This is a genomic window from Amycolatopsis mongoliensis (assembly GCF_030285665.1).
Classification (GTDB): Bacteria; Actinomycetota; Actinomycetes; order Mycobacteriales; family Pseudonocardiaceae; genus Amycolatopsis; species Amycolatopsis mongoliensis.
Genome location: NZ_CP127295.1, coordinates 9536010 through 9556873, shown reverse-complemented (window position 1 = coordinate 9556873; position 20864 = coordinate 9536010). Strand labels below are relative to the sequence as shown.

Below are 20864 nucleotides of genomic sequence, written 5' to 3'. Positions count from 1 at the left end.
GTCCCAGTGACTTGGTGTTGACGTTGCACCTCTCGTTCGGCAAACGTGAAAAGGAGTCACGATCCTGTGGTTGAGACGACTTCATCGGAGGTTTCTATAGCCGCAGGAGTGAGCCAGGCCGAGGAAGTCGCTGAGATTCTTGCTCGTATCGGTCCGGTCGACGGAAGCGCGCTGTTGAGCGAAGCGCAGCGTCGTTGGCCGTCACTGACATTGCGACGTCTGCGTGCGATCGTCATGTCGGCGATCCGGGCCGGCTTGGTGCTGGCTGAAGGTGAAATGCTCTCTGCTGTTGCAGAAGCGGCGCAACCTGACGGCGGACTGCGCGATCTCTTGCGGGCTGTCATCGTGGATTTCGAATCCGTGGTTCGTCCCAGCTCGGAGAAACCGGACGGCGATCGCCAGGTGTATCAGATTGGTGCCGCTCGCCTGTCCGGTGACTCGGATTGGGTTGGCAAGGGTGAGCGGTTCACGGCCTGGGTAAGGCTGTCGGACGAAGACTGGGAAGCGGAGATCAGATCGGAGCGCGTTCGCGCGTCATACGAAAGCCATGCAGTCAGTCCGGTGGAAGCTTTCGAAGCGCTGCGGCAATTCTGCGCCGACGCCGACACCCTGGTTGCCTACAACGGCATACAGGCCGACTTCCCTCTGCTCGACGAAGCAAGCGGCAACGCGGGCATCCAAGGCTTCGGCGGCCACCGCCGGGTCGATGCGCTCTACCTCGCTCACGCTATCTGGCCGACGGCTTCCTCCCACCGACTGGCCGAGCTGGCCACTGAGGTCGGGGTCGACCACAAGGGGCTGCGCTGGCATGACGCCGAGGCAGACGCAACACTGACGGCCCGCGTGGTCCAGCTCGCGGCGTCGACCGTGGCTGCGTGGCCTGAAGCAGAGCGTGTCCTGGCGTTGAGCGCGGGCACCGGTAGCGCGGCCTGGGACCTGCTGGCTTCCTTGCTTCCGTCCGATGTGGCCACCCACGAGCACGACGATGCGGAGGTTGAGCAGGTACTATTCGACCTCATTCCGGCGCCGTCACCGAGCCACCCGAACACCCCGCTGGTCGTGCCGGACGAGCTGCGCGACGACTCGGGGCGGGTCGATCCGCACCGCCTTGCCCAGGCGGCAGCCTCGGGGCGAGTGGAGCGTCGACCGGCGCAGCAGGAGATGTCCGCCCAGCTGGTCGCTCAGGTGACCGCCGGCCGGGATGCTCTGTGCGAAGCTCCCACCGGGACCGGCAAGAGCCTCGCCGTCCTCGCCACCGGTCTCGACTGGCTCGCCGGTGCGCCGGGCCGGCAGGTCGTCCTCTCGACCCACACCAAGCAGCTGCAGACCCAGCTCGCCGGGGACATCGCCAAGCTGGCCGCGGTGGCGCCCGGTCTGGCGGACGTCGCTGCGCTGGTCAAGGGCAAGCGGAACCGGCTGTCCCTGCGGGCGATGGTCACCGCGCTGGCCGACGCCACCGGCGCGGCGGCGAGCTCCCGGCCCGAGCAGCGCACCCGCTTCGCCACCGACCCGAGTTATCGGGAGCTGCTGATCTACCTGGTCCGGCGATTGGGCGAGGCGAAGACGCTCGACGACCGCTGGTCCTCCCGGAGCGTGGACCCGGCCGATCTCCCGGCCTTCATTTCCGAGTACTTCGAATCGGGTGCCCGGGTCCCGCTGACGCTTTGGCTCATCGGCCTCAGCCAGGAGAGCGGCGACTACCGGCGCAGCTCGTCGTCGCTCCTCGCCAGGCTCTCGGAGACGGCGGCTGAGGCGTTCGCCGCGAGTCAGCTCATCGTAGCCAACCACGCGCTGCTCCTGAGCCAGCCGGACGTGGGTTCGGACTCGACGTTGCTGGTTATCGACGAGGCCCACTCACTTGAGCAGGCTGCCACCGCCGCGGCGAGCGCCGAGGTCGACTACCGCGCCGTGGAGAACCTCACCGGTGAGCTGCGCCGCTGGTGCACGCGCGGGCGTGACGTCCCCGACCGGCTGGCGGAATCCGTCGCCGATCTGGAGTCCCTGCTGGACACCGAGGCGTTGCCGCGGGCGGCTCAGGCTGTCTTCGACCGGTCCGGTGGCACGGTGGGCAGCCGCGTCGTCACCTTGGCCAGCCCGTTCGGTGGAGTCGGCGGAGAGGCGCCGTCCCGGCAGCTGCTCGGCCGGCTCGACCGGCTGGCTCGATCGGCGAATGCCGTTTGCGGTGCTTTGGCCGCGTACCTGGGTGCTCGCGCTCGGACTGATGCCTGGTGGGAGTACGAGCGCACAGCCTCACTTGCCGCGCGAGCGGAGGTGCTTGCGGATGCGGCGAGTCGGGTCACCGGAGACGCGCGGCAGATCTTGGACGGAACGCCGGACGATCCGCCGCCCGAGGACGGCAACCGCGTCGTCTACGCCACCGAGCTGGAGAGCGAGGGGATCAGCGTTTCGGCTCGCCGGTACGCGTTCGCGGTCGTGTCCGCCCCGATCGAGCTCAGCCGCGAGACGACCTGGGCTGACGTGCGTGAGCGGTTCGGCCGGGTTTTCTACGTCTCCGCTACGCTCCGGGTGGCCGGCAGCTGGACGTATATCCGCTCGAGGCTCGGTCTCGGGGTGGAAGTCGACGCGTTCGCCCTGACCGGACCGTTCGATCTGGCCGGTCAGGCCCGGCTGGTCTGCCTGGCGGACTTCCCGAGCTGGGGTGAGCAAGCCGACGGCGCGGTACGCACGACAGCCCACCAGCTCGCCGGCTATGCGAAGGAGGTCATTCGCCGCGAGGGCGACGCGTTCCGCGGCGGCGGACTGGTCTTGACGACCGCGAAGAAGGCTGCGTCCGCCATCGCCGAACGGCTGATCGGTGAACTCTCCGGCCGGGCGCCGGGAACGCCGGTCACGGTGGCGCCGCTGCTGGGCAACACACGCGCCGCTCGCGCGTTCGCCGAGACAGGCGGCTTCTGTGTCGCGACGCGGGGGATGTGGCAGGGCATCGATTTCGCAGCCGACCGGGTTTCCCTCGTGTGGATCAACAAGCTGCCGTTCGCGCCCTTCGCCGACCCGCTCGTCGCCGCCCGTCGCGCGGCAGCGGCGCGCCGAGCCGCCGATGCCGGCGATCCCGATCCAGAGCGTTCCGCGAACGAGAACTACTACTTGCCGCTGGCCGCGATGGATCTCCGGCAAGCCGTCGGCAGGCTGGTTCGCTCGACCGAGCACCGGGGCATCGTGGTGATCAGCGACCGCCGGCTGGCCGGCCGCACCGCGCAACGGCGGAGCTATCGCCGGGTGTTCCTCGAGTCGCTCGATCCGGGGCTGCAGGTCCCCGATGAAGTGACCGGAGAGCCCGCGGGAGGCAACGTGCTGACCATGGCCGAAGGCTGGCGGACGATCTGGCAGTTCCTCGGCGAGAACGGGCTCATCGAGCGGCACCGAGCCGCCGAACTGTGCGAGCCGGACGCCCTGCGGACCCACACCCTGCTGCCGGCCACTCGCGAGATCCTCGACGCGGTGATCAACCCAGTCGAGGAAGCGGCCGCGCGGGCCGCCGGGAAGCTGGGCGACCTGCTGGTGGAGCGGTGCGGCCGGATCGCAGGCCTGCTCCGCTTCTCGGAAGAACCGTTTCGGCTTCGCGCACAACAGGAATCGGTGATCCGTGCGGTCGCCGAGGACGCCGACGTGCTGGCTCTGCTGCCGACCGGTTTCGGTAAGTCGTACGCCTTCCAGCTGCCCGCACTGGCGCTTTCCGGGGTGACCGTCGTCGTCTCGCCACTGGTCGCCTTGATGGCGGACCAGGCCCTCGAGCTGAACGCCACCGTCGGCGGGGCCGTGCGCGCGCTGGTCGGGCCGATGCCCGAGTCGAACAGCCGACGAGGGAAGACCGAGGTCGCCGAACAGCTGACCGGGGTCGCGGACCACGGCATCCGTCTCGTTTACGTCTCGCCGGAACGGCTGGCGAACCGCCGGTTCCAGGAGCTGCTGCGCGAAGCAGCGGAGAAGGGTATCCTCCGCCGGATCGCGGTGGACGAGGCGCACACGTTCGTGCAGTGGGGCGACGACTTCCGGCCGAGCTTCCGCCGTGCCGAGCGGCTCATCACCGAGCTCAGGAACGACGACCGGGTGCGGGTGACCGCGGTGACGGCCACCGCGAACCGGTCGGTCCGCGCCGGTCTGCGAGCGGGACTCTTCGGTGTGGCCGAGGAGCCTGTCGAGGGTGAGTCACTCGTCATGGTGACCGCCAGTCCGCTCCGTCCCGAGCTGGCGTTGTACCGGCGGGTGATCCACAACGCCGGACCCACTACGGTCGCCGGGCTCGCCGAGGAGATCGCGACCGCGTGCGACGACCACGCGATCTTCTACTGCCTGACCGTGAAAGAGGTCGAGGCTCTGCACGCCCATCTCCGCCAGTTCCTCGGCGACGCCGGTGTCCGGCAGGTCCGGCGCTTCCACGGCCGGCTGTCCGAAGCGGAGAAGGCGGCGGTGCTGACCGAATTCCGCGAAGCACCGGTCAAGGGCGATCCCGGTTTCGTTCCGCTGATCATCGTGGCGACCAGCGCGTTCGGGCTCGGCGTCAACCGGGGCGACATCCGGTGTGTGTTCGTAGTGTCGCCGCCGCCGGACCTCGCCGCGCTCTACCAGCAGCTCGGCCGAGCCGGACGTGATCAGGCCGGAAAGGCCGCCGCCGAGATCAACTCGCCGTCCTACGGCCTGGCTCTCGGGACCGGCCGCGGCTTCCGCACCCTGCGGTGGATGCTCTCGCAAGGCCTGCCGCCCGCCACCGAGAACCAGATCGGGAAGCTCCTGCTCGAAACCGCATCCAGGAGCGGCGTGCTGGATCCCGACGAGCTCGCGGACAGCTGCCTTCGGGTCGAGGTCGCGGCGGGACGACTACGGCCCGCCGAAGCGCGGCATGCGTCCACAGTGGACGCCTTCCGGACCGCCGTCATCCGGTCGGTGGCCGTCCTGGCGAACAACGGCGTGCTCGACGACCGGGGCGACTTTCCGGCGACGGTCCTGCTGGCTCCGGTCGACGAACCCCTCGACCTGGGCGATGACGAGCTGGCGGCGGTTGCCCAGCGGCTGCAGCAGATCGTTTCGGCGAGGTCAGGCCGGTACGAGATGACCGAACTTCACGAGAGACTCGCGCGGGAGGTGCCTCGATACGACCGGACATCCGGTGACGTCGCCGGTACTTGGGCCGTCCTTTCGACGCTCCACGACCGGGGTTGCCTCGACGTCTCCCAGGCTGGCAACTACCGGACGCTGATCTCGGTCCGGCCGTCCCGGACGGCGCCGGAAGAGGCGGTGGGCCACACCGTCGGACACCGCGCCCGGCATGACCGTGAACTGGCCGAACTTCTTGCCTGGTATAACGAAGACCGCACCTGTGCCAACGCCGGCATGGCCGGGTACTTCGGTATGCCGGAGCACGCCCTGCCCGAGGATACGTGCACGACGCCGGCTTGCCGTTGTTCAACCTGCTGGCACCACAACGCAGAACGGGTCCCGGTGCCGGACCTGCTCCGCGCGTTCAACACGAAGCACCCGCGGCCATCGGTCCGGCGGGACGGCCTGCCGTATCGGACGGTGACGGATCGCAATATTCGCAGCCTCCTGTGGGACAACTACCGAGGGCTGACCGACGCGATGATCAATCGGGTGCTCCGCGGCGACGAGACCTACCCGGATGCGTCGACGGGAAGGCAACGTCCGCTGTGGCCGAGGCTGCTGTACCACCGTCTTCGTGGGTGCGATCCGGGCGCGCGGATCGATGACGTGCGCGCCGCGCTCGACCGGCTGACCGCCGCGGCGCAGGTCATCCGGACCGGTGATGGACTTTGGCGGCTGCGCAGGTACGCAGAAGTAGACGAACGCCGTGAGCGGACCACGGCCGGGCAAACCGCGGAGGTGGCGACATGACAGCGAGCGCGACCGAGATCTGGCGGCCGTTCCACGACGATCCGCTGTTCACCGCGGAGCTTTTGGTCGAGCCGGACGCACCGCACGAACGGGTTCTCGCCTATCTGGAACGGGTGGCCCTGGCGCGACGGGCTCCGCTGCACGTCGCGACGGCGTTCAACGCCGTGCATTTCGGTTTCGGCCCGGACGGCTCGGGCTACCGCGGAGAGCTCCTCGATCCGGAGCTGTTCTTCCGCCTTGACGTCGAGCCGGAGACTGTTCCCGAGGTGGGCATGTTCGTCCGCGTCGAACGAGGCGTGCACACCCTATGGGCCGAAGTGGTCGGGCAGTTCGGAGCCCATCACGGCGTCGACGTCGATGGCTGGGTCCCACCCGAGCTCCCGGGCGCATCCGGGTGGAACGATCCGGCGCAGGCCGGGGAAGCCCGCGCCATCCTCGACTTCGAGGCGTTCGGCATCGGCTTGAACCACCGCGACCGGGCGGAGCTCGAACGGCAGCGCCGCCGCGGCACGGTCCTCGACGCGCGAGGCCACGTGCTCGGTACCGCCCCGGTGGCGGCGCGGCCACCGGACACCGGCCGGTACGCCGACTGGCTGCTGACGAAGGCGAAACCGCTACTGCTCAGCGGACCGCTGGGCGGCCTGCTGACCGATCCCCACGACGACGGCGCGCTCGCCGCCGCGTTGGAAGCGGCCCTGACCACGATCGACAGCCTCCTGACGCGGTCGGCGATCCTGCGCCGCTGGGGCCCGTACGCCACCCCCGCTGACCGGTTCACCGAACGCCTCGCCTCGCCCGACGCCCTCGGCGGAGACGACCTGGGGGAAATCGTCAGGATCGTCACCCGGCCGGCAGGCGAACCCCGTTACACCGGCGTCTGGCCGTTGCTCGAGGCGAGGGCCCACCTCGGTGAGACGCCGGACCCGCTCTCCTACGCTGGCGCGGTCGAAGCCGTGGTGCACGCCAATCTCGCGATCGATGGCGAAGCCGCTCGACTCGACGGGCTCGACGTGCGGATCGACGATCCGTGGCAGGCGGGCGGTGTGTGGCGCAACGCGCCGTACCCCGCCCGGGGCGAGGAGCCCATCGAGGACGACGTCCTCCTGCAACACCTCGACAACACCCTCACCGTTTTCACGGTCGCGTTGCGCGCGACGCACATCGACAACGGCGTGCTCCCGCTGCCCTCGTCCGCCATGGAGCTCTTCCCCCACCAGAACATGATCATCGACCTGTTCCACGAAGGCGAGCCGCTCGACGACGCGATGCGCGTCCAGGAGGTGGTCCTGACGGACAACCGGCTGACCGGCATCGCTTGGCCGTTCGGCTTCTACCCAGGGATCAAGGTCACCGTCGCCGCCGCGTGCGGCGCCCGCCGAGTGGCGCTTTCGACGACACTCCTCGACGCGCCCCTGCCTTACGGCGACGACTACCGGTGGGCGACCGACGAGAAGCTCCTCGCCGCCGCGCTCGGCCTGGCCGAGGCAGTCACTCCCGCGCCGGCGGCCGCCCGGAGTGTCAAGCCGGGGCGCGGGGTGGACCCGCTGGGCCGGTTTATCGTCAACGCACTGCGCAGACACGGCGAGGCAGGGCCGTTCGGTGCCCGGCAGCTCACCGGTCCTCAGCTGATGACGGCGCTGTTCGGGCCGGAACCGGTCAACCCGGTGCTGCTCTGGTTGGTGATCCACACCTGCGAAGATCTGGTGGAGGCGGGCAAGCTGACCTGCGAACCGGTCGCGGACCGGACGGCACCGGACGTCTTCGTCTGGTGGCCCGACGGTGCCGGAGCACCTCGTGTCCCCGATCAGGCACGCCGACCGGGAGGGCTGGCCGGCCAGGTCAAGGAGCACTGGGTGCCGCCTAGCCTGCGGCAGCTGCCGGACGGGTTCCGGGCCAGCGAGCAGGCGAAGGCCAACTACGCGAAGTACATCAGCGGCCTTCACGGACCGCACGCATCCGTGGAATTGCCGCCTGGTTTCACCTTCGTCCGAGGACATCGCCGCGGGGACGAGCCCGGGCCCGTCTGGCTCGATGCGATCTCGGACTGAACCGCACCCGAACTTCGAAGAGGAAGGTGGCCGACCATGGCCGCTCCACACCGGCGTCACCGTCATGACACGGACTTCGGCGGATCGCTCGGGACCACCGAGCTCCTGGCCGAGGCCGCCACGGCGACCGATTCGGACGAGGCCGCGCGTCGGCGTGCTCAGGCCGAGTTGGCCGGTTTGCTGGACCGGCTCGGCGACGTCGTCGAGACGGCGCTCGACCTCGTGACGGCGGAGGAGTTTTCCCGGCTGGTCTGGCGACTGCCGAATCCCAACCGCACGAATTTCCTGCGCGACCTGCGTGTCCCCCCGGCGAAGCGGCCGACGCCGATGGCAGCGCGTGACGGGCTCACCCGCCTTCGGGCCTGGCCCGAGGAGCGGCGCACGCGTGCTTTGCAGCTTCTGGTGTCGCCAGTGCGTCGAGCGCTGGCCCCGGCGTTGACCGAATGGTGCGAGAGCCACGACGACGATAGCTTGCGGCAGGCCCTGACCGACGATCCGGCTCAGGCGAGCGCGGTCCGGTTGACCGTTATCGCCGACTGGCAGCGCGGGCCCGCGTCAGTGGCCGCGCTGCGGATCGCGCTGCGCAGCAAGCTTGCGTTGCCCAGCTGGCCGAGTGAGCTCGTCGACACCGTCGTTGCTGCTTGCCGGAAGCTCGAAGCTGTGAGCGGAGGCGCGGCAGAGACGGTTCTTCCCGTTCCGGCGCCCGAGGTGAACGAGCTGGTCAAGACGGCCGAGCAGCTCCGCGAAGCCCTCGCGGAGGCCCAGCGCGCAGCAGCGAGGGTTTCCGCTGAACTGGCGGATTCCCGGACCGCGTCAGCGGAAGACCTTGCGACGATCGCGGCCCTCGGACCGCAGGCCGAATCGGCGCAAGCCCTTCTCGAAGGTGCGAGTTCGGAATCGGAGTTCGCAAATTGCCTGGTTCTGGCCGAGAAGCTGGAGGAGGCGGCCGAGCGGGCAAGCCGGCCGGACGAACACCCCGAACTCGAACGCTTCGAGGGTCTCGTGGGCCCGCCGGAGTACGGGGAGATGATCGCGAGCGTCCGCAGCGCCGCGAGTGAGCTGCTCGGAAGCGACGACTGGGACGACGCCCGGCGAAGCCGGGCCGAGGGCTTGACCGCATTGGCCCGCCTGGTCGACGCTGCGGCCGCGGGGGAACCCGGCGTGGTGGTCGAACTCCACCAGACGGCGCAGGCGGCACTGCCCGGCGACCTCCAGCCACTACTCGTGATCGCTCTCATGGGCAGGCTCGGCTTCCGCCCGGACGACGAGCCGGAACCGCGTGATACGCCGGTGGCGGAGCCCTCGCCGGAACCTGAACCGCCGCCCGCACCGCTTGCGGTGGCGCCTCCCGCCCAGCAGACTGCCACGCCCGATGTATCAGCTCCCACTGATCAGCCGGACGACGCCGATCAGGCAGCCGACACCGAGGGCCGGCAACTGACCGCGGAACTGCTCAGTGCCGGCAAGCTCGCTCTGACCCACCACGCCGCGGACATCGCCGGAGACGACCAGTTCGCCGAAGCGACCCGGCTGCTCACGCTGGCGACGGCCGTCCGGACCGAATCGGGTACCACGGCCAAGGAAGTCCGGGACTCGCTCGAAAACCTCGACCTGCACGGTTTCGACGGTCATCAGGCCGCCCAGCTGACCTTGCTGACGGCGGCCGTACGCGCGGCGCTGGTGATGGCCGATCCCCATGCCGGTGAACTGGCGGACGAGCTGAGCGGGCACTTCGAGCGCCAGCCTCACCTGACCGCTTTGACGTCGGCGATCGGAAAGGCCTCCGCGCGCGGGCTGCTCTACAACCAGGCCTTGCTGGCCGAGCTAGCCCCGATCGCCGTTGCCGACAACGACATCGCCGCCGCGGCGGAGGCCGCGGCCGCCGACCGCGATCGGAGCAGGAACCTGCGGTTCCCGCGGGCCAACCAGATCGCGGAAACGTGGTGGGCACCGAACGGGCTGGTCGGGCGGGCGGTGGCCATCGCGGCGGCTGACCGGCGGGAAGACATCGAGACCGCGGTCGGAACGCTGCGCAAGCTCAGCCGGCGCCAGGATCTTGTCGCCGAGCTCAAGACCATCGACGACCGCCTGCGCAGCTCCGGTTCACGGTCGCTCGAAGGCGCTTCCCGGCGCAAGATCATCGAGCAGGTCGCGGAGTCGCTCGACCTGGTGCGGGTGTGGGTCGACGCCGTGCGAGCGGAAGCCAGCGCCGCGCACGGGACCCACCCGATACCCGCGCAGGTGACCGAGCTCCGCGCTCGGGTGCTCGAGGAACGGGAGGGAGCCTCCGGCGAGCTCAATGTCCTGCGTCACGAAAGTGCGGACCCCGTGCTGGCGGCCGCGGCAACTACCTGCCTGGCTCTGCTCGAACAGAGCATCGACATGCTAGACGGCGAAAGCCTGAAGGGTGCCGAGCCCGACCCGCGCGCAGTGCTGAACCGTGACCTGCTGCGCTGTGCACCGCTGCGGCTCAGCGCCGACCTCGTCCCGGCCCGGCAGATGACGCTCGATGACATCCGGCTCGCCGACCGCACCGGCTGGGAGACCGCGTTCGACGAGCGGCTGGCCATCGAGGACTTCGTCGCCGCCCGGACGATCGTCGACGCGATCGCCGAGGAAGCCGGCCGGGACATGACCCCGCTGCTCGACCGGCTCGAACAGGCCGTGGCCCGATCACGAGCCCAGGTGCGCGCGCTGGCCACGGAGATCGAAGGCCGGGTCCAGAAAGCCGCCCGGCTGGGGCAGCTCCTGGAATCGGCGCGCTCCGATGTGCTGGCCCAGCTCGAAGCCGCACGGCCGGACCGTGACGACTTGGACCAGGTACGCCGGCTACTCGAGGAGATAGACAGCCGGCTGCCCGAGTACGCGGCGAAGGCCAAGGCGGAACTGTGGGAACGGGTGACCTCCGAGCTGAACAAGGCCGGGCAGCGCGTCCCCGAGAACGCCGCGGACCGCATCCGCGCCCGGATCGACGCCGGAGATCTCGCGACCGCGGAGGAGTACCTGCTTGTCGCGCTCGGTGGTGAAGAGCCGCCGAGCGCACCGGAATCCCCTGACCTGCCTCGGTTTCTCACCGCGCTCGACACCCTTCCCGCCACGGTGGTGCGCGATGCGCTGAAGGCCGCCGAGAGTGGCACTGTCCTCGCGGACTGCCTGGACTTCGGGCCGCTGTCCCCGGCGGAACGCACCGCGGCGGCCGACGGGCTGCATGCGTGGCTCGACCTTGGTGGCGACCGGCGACACCGGGCGTTCAAGCCTGCGCTGGCCCAGGCGCTCCGGCTGGCCGGGATCGAATTCACCGCCGAGCGCCCGGCCGGCCTGTCCGACGGGCCGAACCGGCGCTGGGTCGAGCTGAGCGGCGTGAAACGGGTCGGCGACGCGTTGATCCCGGCGTTCGGTTCCCTGGCTGGGGACCAGCTGCGGCTCATGCTGTGCTGGAACGCACCCGACGTTCGGACGCTCTTCGCCTGGGTCACCCAGGACACGAGCGACGCGCCCGTCCTGGTCGCCGTATTCGGGACGCTTTCCGCGAGTCAGCGACGGGCGTTGAGCAAAGCCACCGCGGCCCGGCCGGAAAAGCCGGTGATCATGCTCGACGACATGGCACTGGCCTACCTCGCCGCCTACGGCGGTGGCCGGTTCGCGGCCACGGAACGCATCCTCCTGCCCTTCGCGACGACCAACCCGTACCACCCGCATGCGACGGGCAACGTGCCGAGCGAGATGTTCAAAGGTCGGCAAGCGGAGCGGTCCGCCATCCTCGAGCGGCACGGGGCCAACCTGCTCTACGGCGGACGGCAGCTCGGCAAGTCGGCGGTGCTGCAGGCGGCGGCTCGCCGATTTGAGGTTACGCCGGACAACATCGCGGTATACCTCTCGCTGCCCGGATTCGGCGTGACGCGAAAGCCGGACGCGCTCTGGGATATGATCGTCGCCGGGCTCGCCGAGCGGGAGATCACCGCGCCGGGTCAACGAGGACGGGATGCGGCCAAGCACGCCGAACGGGTCGTGAAGACCTGGTTGGGTGCGGATGCCCAACGACGGTTGGTACTACTGCTCGACGAAAGCGACGAGTTTTTCGACGCGGACGCCACGACCGGCTTTGCGACGACCACCCGCCTGCGTGACCTGATGAACTCGACGGAACGCCGGTTCAAGCCGGTCTTCGCGGGTCTGCACCAGGTTCAGCGGTTCGCGCAGTTGCCGAACCAGCCGCTCGCCGCCGCCCACTTCGGGGATGCGCTGGCGATTGGCCCGCTGGCCCCGGAACCCGCTTACCAGCTGATGTTCACGCCGATGGAAACGCTGGGCATCTCGTTCTCGTCGGACGAGCTCATCCACCGTGTCCTGGCGTACTGCAACTACCAGCCCAAGCTCCTGCAGCTCGTCGGGGAAGCGCTCGTGCGATCCGCGCACGAGCGACGCGAAGACAACCCGCGCTACGTGATCAACGACGACGAGCTCGAGCGGGTCATCGGATCCGAAACAGTCCGGCAGAAGGTCCGGGAAGCGGTCCAGCTGACCCTGAACCTCGACTCGCGGTACAAGCTCATCGCCCTCGTGGTGGCCTTGGCCGCACTCGAGCACGGTGCCGACCGAACGATGGCGACCGGCGAGCTGCGCGACGAATGCCACTCCTGGTGGTCCGCCGGCTTCACCGGGCAAGGAGCGGACGAGTTTCGGTCGCTCTTGGAGGAGATGAGCGGCCTCGGCGTGCTCGCTGCGGCGGACGGAGGCTGGCGGCTGCGCTCCAGCAACGTCCTGCGCCTGCTGGGTTCGGCGCAGGACATCGAGGACGAGCTGTTCGGCTCGGAATGGCGGGCTCCGACGAGGCTCGCCGCCGAGAATGCCCGCCGCACGGTCGCCGACGGCCTGGCCGCCCCACTGACCGAGAAGCAGTTCGCCACGCTGATCGAACGCTCCAATCGCCTCCGGTTGGTCCTGGGCAGCCGCGCGACGGGCGCCGACCACGTGCAGCAGCTGCTCCAGGAGGAGGACCGCCGGGTCGGAGCGCGTTTCACGCTGGAGAAGGCGACGTCTCCGGAGAGCTATCGGCGCGAACTTCGCGGCGGCAAGCCCGGCGACCCGCACCGGGTCGTGTTCTGCGACCTGGGAGGGATGAAGGTCGAAAGCGCCTGGACGGCGGTCCACCAGGCGCTCGAGCTGCTGCCCGCCGCCGGGGTGACCCGCACGGTGGTCGCGCTGGTCAGCGCCGACGCTGGCGAGGTGTTCTCCGCGATCTGTGGTTCGGATCGGGCCGATCTCGCCGACCTCGTCGTCCCCTTGCGCCGCATCTCGGCGGACGGACTCCGCTCGTGGTTCGGAGCGGACAACCTGACGACGTCCTTCAGTGACTCGGGTAGTCAGGCAGAGCTGCTCCAGATCACCGGGGGCTGGACGAGCTTGCTGAACCAAGCTGCGGAGCTGGCCGCGGGGGAGGCGCGAAGTGCCCGGCGGGTGTGCGACAAGATCCGCCAGCAGCTCACCAGGCCGGAAGGCGCGGCAGAACTGGTCGACGCGGTCGGCTTAGCCACGATGCCCGCTTGCGCAGACGCGTTCGGCGAGTTCGTGAACTACGACGAGGCTCTTGCTATTGACGATCTCCTGGCGCTTTTCGATGACCACGGCGGGGCCGCGACCATGAACGTCCTGCGGAACTTGGACGTGCTCGTGGAGCGGCCGCAAGATGGCTTGTGGGAGGTCGAACCGGTCATCGCGGCGGCCTGGCGCATGTCCTCCACTTCACGCCGAAACGGTGCATATTGATAACCGGCGAGCGGCCTTCAGTCGGAACGCAACGAGGCGGAATCGCCGGCACATCACATGACCGGGATTCCGTCTCCACCCAGGCCGTTGTCCCAGCCGATCGCGTCGAAGAGTGCGGCCACGTCGTCGTGTTCGATCCGATGACCTTCGTCGAGCATTTGATCGAAGACGTCTTCCGAACCCCAGTCCGGATTCGCGTTCTTGAGCTCCACGACGCGGTATAGAGCATCGACCGTGATATGCGCCAGGTCGTAGTCGGCCAGGTGATCGGAACCGGGAATGAAGAGGTGCGGTGGCTCGTAGGTGTCGTCGTCGTAGACCATGCGACCCTCCCCGACGTTCGGTGTTCTTTCGAAGCTAAGAAGAGCCGGTGCCGCCGGGCTATGACCGAAGCTGGCGTGAACGTGACTTACGTCGTGGCGCATGCCTGCACGGCTGCGGGTGCGATCGATCGCGTGCCTAAGCTGACAACGGTGACTGTCCCTGTTGCCGTCGTCGACCCGTTGCCGATGTACCGGCAGGGAATTCTCTCCGTACTGTCACCGGCCGGCTACAGCGTGGAGTGTCCGGCGGATGTGCTCTCTTGGGCGCAGAGGGCTCAGCGGACTCTGGTGTTGCTGACGCTGTCGTCCGAACATACGTGGAGCATCTTGCGGCGGCTCCGTGACATGGGCAGGGAGCATTTCGTGGTCGCGCTCGTGGAGCGGAACGCCTCGGCGCTCGGGGCGGCAGCGGTGCAGTCCGGCGCCCGGTCGGTGCTGTGGCGGGATGTCACTACGGCGGCGCTGCGTCGTACCGTCGAGGCGACGATCGACGGTCAAGCGGTACTGCCGGCCGCCGTCGCGCAAGTGCTGGCCGCCGGTTCCGCCCAGACCGGTGTGGCGGGCGTGCCACTGCCCGAGCAGGTGTCGTGGCTACGCCACCTCGCGGCGGGCTCGACGGTGGCACGGCTCGCTGCCGATGTCGGTTACTCGGAGCGCGCGATGTTCCGGCTTCTGCGGCTGCTCTACCAGCAGATGGGCGTCAACAACCGGACCGAAGCTATAATCCGCGCTCAGGAGCTCGGATGGCTCGTCCCGGCGCCGGCCGCGGGATATTAGTCCGGCGAGTCGGCGCGGCTGGAGCCGGTGCCGCAGCCGTCGATGGCCGGCTGCAGCAGCCCGGGGTGCCGGCTGTCCCGGTCCAATTGCGCCAGCATGAACCTCAGGCGATCGACGAGCAGGGGCGTCGGCGAAGTCGCGAGGTCCCGGGCGGTCCGGAACGCCCTGACCGCCCGGTCGAGCACTGCAGGCCCGGTGGGGTCGAGCCCGCACAGCGCGAAGCCCTGCATGTCCCAGGCGGTGAAGTCGTCGTTGTCCAGCCTGATTCTCCCGGCCGTTTCCTCATACAACTGCCGGAAGCAGTCGTCAGCGCTGTCAGTGTGGTTCAGCAGCCGCTCGGTCAGCGCCCGCAGTGCCAGAACGATCAGTGCGCGTCCTACACGCCGGTACCGAAGAGCTCGGATGATCTGCTGAGCAGCGGTCCTGCGGTCGTCGACGGCGAGGCGCGCGACGCAGAGCGTCGTGCGTGCCTGCATGAGGGTGACCGGATCGGCGATCCGCAGTGCGTAGTCTTCGGCCGCCGTGGCCGTTTCCGTCGCCGGTCCGATCTCGCCGCAACCGAGCTCGAAGTCGGCGCGAGCGTCGAGGTAGGCACCTGCCAGGAACAAGTCGGGGTGCTGTGCCGTGGTCCGCTGGGCCGTTTTGAGGTAGTGGGCCGCGCGCTCGGGCGATCCCAGCTCGGAGTGCCAGCGCGCCAGCTTGAGCGTGCACTGGAACGCCCGGGACGCGGCGGCCTTCCGGTCCGACACGAGCTCGATCCGGTCGTACACTTCGAGGGCTTGCTCGGCGTAAATGATGGCCTCGTCATACCGCCCCCACCGACGGCGGCAGTCCGCCAGTCCTTCCATCGCTGCCATGGCGACCGTCGGCTGATTCCCGGCGACTGCGTCGTGGAGGGCGAGGTCGTAATAGCCGGACGCCCGCCCAGTTTGGTTCTGGCGGGCGTACATCGAGGCCAGGTTGGAGCGCAGTGTCGTAAGCCTCGTCGTATCCCTGCGCTGCTCGGCGATCTTTAGTGCACGCCCGTAGGCGTCACTCGCTGCTCCGAACTCGCCAGCCAACGAGTGCAGGTGGCCGAGCCGGTTGTCGTTCGCTATCTCCACAGTGGGACTTTTCGTCCGGCCTTGCACAGCGATGCTCTGTTCGCGCAGCAAGTGGCTGCAGTTCCAGTCACGCAGGAACCTGTCGATCGACTCGATCGCCCCGTGTGCGGCCGCGAATCGTCGAGCTCTGATCAAGCAGGAGACTTCGGCGAAGTGGATGCGAAGATCGGCCAGGCTGCGCACTGATGTGGGCCGGTGCTTCCGCAGCTCGTACGCGGCCTGGTGCAGCAGGCTCGAGTGGCTGCTTTCCAGTTCCTCGTCCAGGATCTTTCTGACCTCGGACGGCGGTAGGTACACCTGGTTCGACGCCTGGCGCACGATGCGTCGCGCAATGAGCTGTCGAAGACCGATCCGGATCTGTGGTTCGCGGAGTTCTTCGGCCAGGACGGCTACCAGGGCGTCGCTGGCGACGGGCACCGCGAAGGCCGCCAGTGCGTCGAGAACGCGCCTGCGGAAGCTGACGCCATCGAGCAGGATCTGGGCGAGCAGTCGTGGTGTGGCGGAGGAAGGCACAGCTGTGAGCTGCTCGGCGAGGGAAGGGGCGTCGACGGTGCTGTCGTCGAGGGTGAGAATCGCGTGTGCTATTTCGGCGTCGCGAGGAATGCCGTGCACAGCCTGGTGGAACCGGCGTGAAAGGTCAGGTGACAGCTCTGACAAGCCCGACGGGTAGACGTCGTCCAAGGTCTTGATGAACTCGACGAAATGCTCGTAGGGGAGGTCGTGCACCTCGACGGTATCCGCCTTGCGAGGCCACGTGCCACCGTGTGGCGAGTGAAGTGGGCTGGAGGTGACGAGGACCAGCGTGACCGCGTGCTGGGACGTCGACAGCAGCTCGAACGCCTCGTCGAGATCGAGGTCGGCCAGTTTTCCACTGGCGCTGTTCAGCAAGTTCTCTGCGTTCTCGACGACGATGATGACGGGCTCGTCGCCGAGCGCCCCCTCCAGCCGGGCGATGGAGGACTTGGTGTCCCTTTCGGCGGTGGGCGGTGCCGAGTCACTGGTCACGGCTTCGGTCAAGGTGCGTACGTCGAACGGGATGTCCGGCACGGCCTCGCGCCGACGTGGCCTTGTCCGGGTGGACTGTTCCACCTCCGCCAAGACTGCGTCGACCAGGGTGGACTTTCCGGCACCCGACGGGCCGTGCACGATGACGATGCCACCCACGCCCGTCGACAGCCGGGTCCTCAGCTTGAGCTGCTGATCCTCGCGGTCGAGGAGCTTGCGCGCGTGGTCGGCCTTCGCTGCTCTCGCTGCGATCTCCTCGTGTCCGGCGGGCCGCGATGCCGGAATACGTTGCGGTGACCGCGCGACCAGCGAATCGGGCAGGACGAGCGGATCCTTGTCCGGTACGGTGTCGCCGAATAGCTCGGTGGCGGCGAACGCGGACAGCCAGAAGAACCACTCGCGGTCGACCTCGGTGATGATCTGGCGCCCGGAGAGGATGAGGCCGATGGCGGCCACGCAGACCAGCCGGAGCTTGCGCCAGTTCGCGGCCTGACCCAGGGGATCGATGTGTTCCAGTTCGCCCTGGTGGATGCCCTTCATGGTCTGGACGAGCGCGGCCGGGAGGACGCCCTCGTGGGGGTTCGCCGGGTCCAGCAAGGCGGTGCGCAGTTTCGGCCGATCGACGTGCCTCAAGGTGCTCAGGTGGTGCGCGGCTGTGGTGAGCATGAGGTAGGCGGGGTCCCACGGCAGTGGTCCCTGCGGGTCGTATCGGGACAGGTCGACCAGGTAGTACCTGATCGGCTCACTGGCGGCTTTCGCCACCAGCAGATTGTCCGGGTGGAGGTCACCGTGGATCTTGCCGGGGAAGTTGAGCACGGTCACGGTTCGCGCGAACGACTCGTCCCTGGCGAGCGCGAAGGGGTTGACGACGGGTAGGTCGCCGTGACGCAGCCAGCGCCTCGGGTCGGGTAGGAGTCCAGGGTGCGCCGCGGCCCACGCGTGGACGGTGCCGCCGGGCTCGATTCGGGCGCCGAGCAGGGCGGCCAGCAGTTTCCCGGCCGGCACGGCCGATGTCCTTCCGGACACCCGGTTCGTTCCCGTGTTCCACTCGGTCAACAACGATTTGATGATGAGGCGGTAGGTGTCTGTTACGGCGATGTGCCTCCCGGCGATTTCCCCGGATCCGATCAGTTCGTCGAATCCGCCACCGGCGACGTCCTGGAACATGAGCTGACCGCCGCCCTCGAATCCCAGGGCGTGGCAAGGGAGGCCGACCATGTGTTCGCTCGCGAACTGTTCCGAGTCCTGTCGCGCGGCCTGGTGGGCAGTTCTCTCGTTGCTTCCCGAACGACTCACGTGCGGCTTGATCTTCAAGATCGCACACCGCGGATGCTTGCCCGGTTCGTCGATGGTGACCCCGAACAGGACGGCCGAGGTGAAGCCCGAGCTGACCCAGCCCTCCGAGCGCAACTGGATGTTGTTCTGCGCAGCCCAGGTCCGCAGCGCGTCGCGGGCCGGCGGGTGGGGAATCGTGGCAATAAGAGCGTGTCTTACGTGGTGATCGGGCGCTGGTAAGCGATGATCTTGGCTGTGGTGGATCGGTTGTCGCTGCGGTTGGTGCCGGACGAGCTGTGGGCGTTGGTGGAGCCGTTGATCCCGGTATTCGCGCCGCGTCCGCAGGGTGGTGGCACGGCGCCGGTGGACGCTCGCGCGGTGTTCACGGCGATTGTGTATGTGCTGACCAGTGGATGTGCGTGGCGGGATCTGCCGCCGTCGTTCGGGGTGCCGTTCCAAACCGCGCACCGCCGCTTCGGTCAGTGGACCAAAGCCGGGCTGTGGCGACGCTTGCATCATGCGCTATTGGACGAGCTCGGCAGCCAGGGCCTCATCGACTGGAGCCGCGCGATCGTGGACGGTGCCTGCGTGCGGGCCAAAAGGGGGGATCTCTGACCGGGCCCAGCCCAGTCGACCGCGGCAAGCCCGGCTCGAAGATCCATGCCCTGTCCGATCGCGCCGGGCTGCCGCTTGCCGTCGCCGTCTCCGCGGCCAACACCCACGACAGCCACGCCCTCAGACCGCTGGTGATGGCGATCCCGGCGATCAAGTCCCGTCGTGGTCCGCGGCGGCGCAAGCCGGCCAAGCTGCACGCCGACAAGGCCTACGACCAGCCCGGCCTGCGGCGCTGGGTCCGCGACCGCGGCATCAAGGTCCGCATCGCCCGCAAAGGCATCGAATCCAAGGACAAGCTCGGCCGGCACCGCTGGGTGATCGAACGAACGATGGCCTGGTTCACCGGATACCGGCGCCTCACGTTGCGCTACGAACGCAAAGCTGAGCACTTCCTTGCCTTCCTCATTCTCGGAGCCAGCCTCACGTGCTACAAGAGACTCCGCAAACTCACCACATGAGACAACCTCTAAAGCGTTCTGTGTCCTGATCAAGGGGCACATCAACTCCAAGGTGTGCCGCACAGTTTAGATCCGTCCGCGGAAGGTCGAAAGGTACGATCGTCCGATGCTCAGCTCATGCGGGGGACGGTCGTGAAGAGGAGCTTCGTCACCTTCGGACTCGGTGTCGGCTTCGGTGTTCTCGTCGAGGTCGGCTACGCCGCCGGGGGCGACCGGGCGCTCCAAGCCCTTGCGGTGCTGATCATGGTATCCGCGGCGGCCTTCGTCTCCGGTGGCTTCCTCGGTTTCCTGTTTGGCGTGCCCAAGGTCCTCGCCACGTGGGCGAATGCCACCGGCGACCGATCGGACACCCGCCCGGGCAACTACGCCGCCAACACCAACCTCGAGCAGATCTCCGACTGGCTGACGAAGATCCTCGTGGGCGCGGGCCTCACCCAGATCGGGTCCATCTGCCGCGAATTCGGCCGGCTCGTCGGTGTGGTGGCCCCGACCGTCCGGCCCGATGGAACCGCGGTCGCGTTCGTGGGCGCGATGCTGGTCTTCTTCGCGGTCGGTGGATTCATCGCCGGGTGGCTGACCACGCGGCTGCTGCTGGTGGCCGCACTGACCCGGGCGGACGACGAAGCGCTCGACCGGTTCGTCGAGGCGCAGTACGCCGAACTTTCCGGCGACTCGGACCGTGCCGAGGCCCTGCGCTCCGAAGCCATCGGATACCTCCGACCGGAGGTGGAGGCGTTCGGCCGCCGGTACGAACAGAGCCGGCAACTGCCGGCCGGGCCGCTGCGCACCAGCGAAATGGAAAGCATCACGAACATCGCTCGCTTGGCGGCTACCGGACAGGGATGGACTGCTGAACAGGCTCGTGAACTCTTCGCGCAGGACAGCCCTGGTGTTCGAGTCTTCGCACTCGGGCTCATGCAGGGGAACAGCGACCTCGCCGACTTCGGCATTGTGGTCGACGCCGTCGGGCGATCGAGGTCGGCGTTCGAGCAGTACCAGGGACTGCTCTTGGCGAAGACCATGCTGGACGGCCTCGACGAGATACAACGGCAGGCTCTCCGCGAGGCCGTTGCGGCGCAGTTGGCGCCGGGAGGCTGGATCCGTCGCGAGGGCGCTCGTTGGGCAGTCGCGCGCTCCATCCTTACGCGGTTAACTTCTGAGGAATCGTAGTCCAGGCTCAGCGCGAGCGGTCCTCTGCCGCTCCGTCGAGGCGATCGGCAGGCCGGCGAGGAACGGATCACCCCTGCGGAGGTCGTCTGGTGACCGGGCCGACATGGGATGAGCCGTGCTCGGCGTGCGGCCCGCTGGGCTCAGTCACGGTCGGCTCGGCGGGGCTTGTCGGGGGAGCAGTGCGCACTTCGGGATATCCAGGGCGGGTTGCGGTCGAAGAAGTCAACAGGGTTAAGCCTCGCGTGCTTTACCTAACCCGCGCCGATTCGTGGATTGAGCGAGGCAGGTAGCGAGTTGAGCCATGTGCGAGGTAGTCGTTCGGACTGAAAGCGGCGCTCAGACGCTAATGAGCCAGTCCTGTTCGATTGGCGTACACTTTGAGCTCGTTGTTGAGGCCTTCCGGAGTCCGCGACTACGTTAGTGTCTTTCGGGGCGTCGTTATCTCTCGTCAAGCAG

Annotated in this window: 8 protein-coding genes; 6 read left to right on the top strand and 2 right to left on the bottom strand. The window is 68.4% G+C overall.

Features of this window, described 5'->3' with window-relative positions; translation table 11 throughout:
* The first annotated feature begins 108 nt into the window (after positions 1-108).
* The 3 genes from QRX60_RS45705 to QRX60_RS45695 are packed head-to-tail and all read left to right on the top strand — an operon-like array spanning position 109 to position 13682.
* Positions 109-5868, top strand: coding sequence for a DEAD/DEAH box helicase (locus QRX60_RS45705; RefSeq protein ID WP_285997704.1), 5760 nt, complete (start codon positions 109-111; stop codon positions 5866-5868).
* Positions 5865-7916, top strand: a complete 2052-nt coding sequence (locus tag QRX60_RS45700) for a hypothetical protein (RefSeq protein ID WP_285997703.1) — start codon at positions 5865-5867, stop codon at positions 7914-7916. The genes QRX60_RS45705 and QRX60_RS45700 overlap by 4 nt, the downstream gene beginning before the upstream one ends.
* Before the next feature lie 36 nt (positions 7917-7952).
* Entirely contained in the window at positions 7953-13682 is a 5730-nt protein-coding gene (locus QRX60_RS45695) for a hypothetical protein (protein ID WP_285997702.1), read from the top strand.
* A gap of 53 nt (positions 13683-13735) precedes the next feature.
* Here the strand turns inward: QRX60_RS45695 and QRX60_RS45690 are convergent, their stop codons facing one another.
* A complete protein-coding gene (locus QRX60_RS45690; protein WP_285997701.1) occupies positions 13736-14005 on the bottom strand; it encodes a hypothetical protein in 270 nt (89 codons plus the stop codon).
* A 60-nt stretch (positions 14006-14065) separates the two neighbouring features.
* On the opposite strand from QRX60_RS45690, the gene QRX60_RS45685 reads away from it, so the two are divergent.
* The gene (locus tag QRX60_RS45685; RefSeq protein WP_285997700.1) at positions 14066-14782 is read left to right on the top strand and encodes a helix-turn-helix domain-containing protein; all 717 of its coding nucleotides are present in this window, start codon (positions 14066-14068) and stop codon (positions 14780-14782) included.
* Here QRX60_RS45685 and QRX60_RS45680 read toward each other — a convergent pair.
* Positions 14779-18300, bottom strand: a complete 3522-nt coding sequence (locus tag QRX60_RS45680) for an AAA family ATPase (RefSeq protein ID WP_285997699.1) — start codon at positions 18298-18300, stop codon at positions 14779-14781. The two genes, QRX60_RS45685 and QRX60_RS45680, sit on opposite strands and share 4 nt — an antisense overlap.
* A 108-nt stretch (positions 18301-18408) precedes the next feature.
* Between QRX60_RS45680 and QRX60_RS45675 the strand changes: the two genes are divergently transcribed.
* Positions 18409-19238 (top strand): IS5 family transposase gene (locus QRX60_RS45675; RefSeq protein ID WP_408630145.1). Its coding sequence is split into 2 segments (ribosomal slippage): positions 18409-18763 and positions 18763-19238, totalling 831 coding nucleotides; the frame shifts between segments, so codons are not numbered across the junction.
* 117 nt (positions 19239-19355) lie between these two features.
* Positions 19356-20408 carry a hypothetical protein gene (locus QRX60_RS45670; protein WP_285997698.1) on the top strand — a complete coding sequence of 351 codons (1053 nt, stop codon included), beginning with the start codon at positions 19356-19358 and terminating at the stop codon, positions 20406-20408.
* Positions 20409-20864 lie beyond the last annotated feature (456 nt).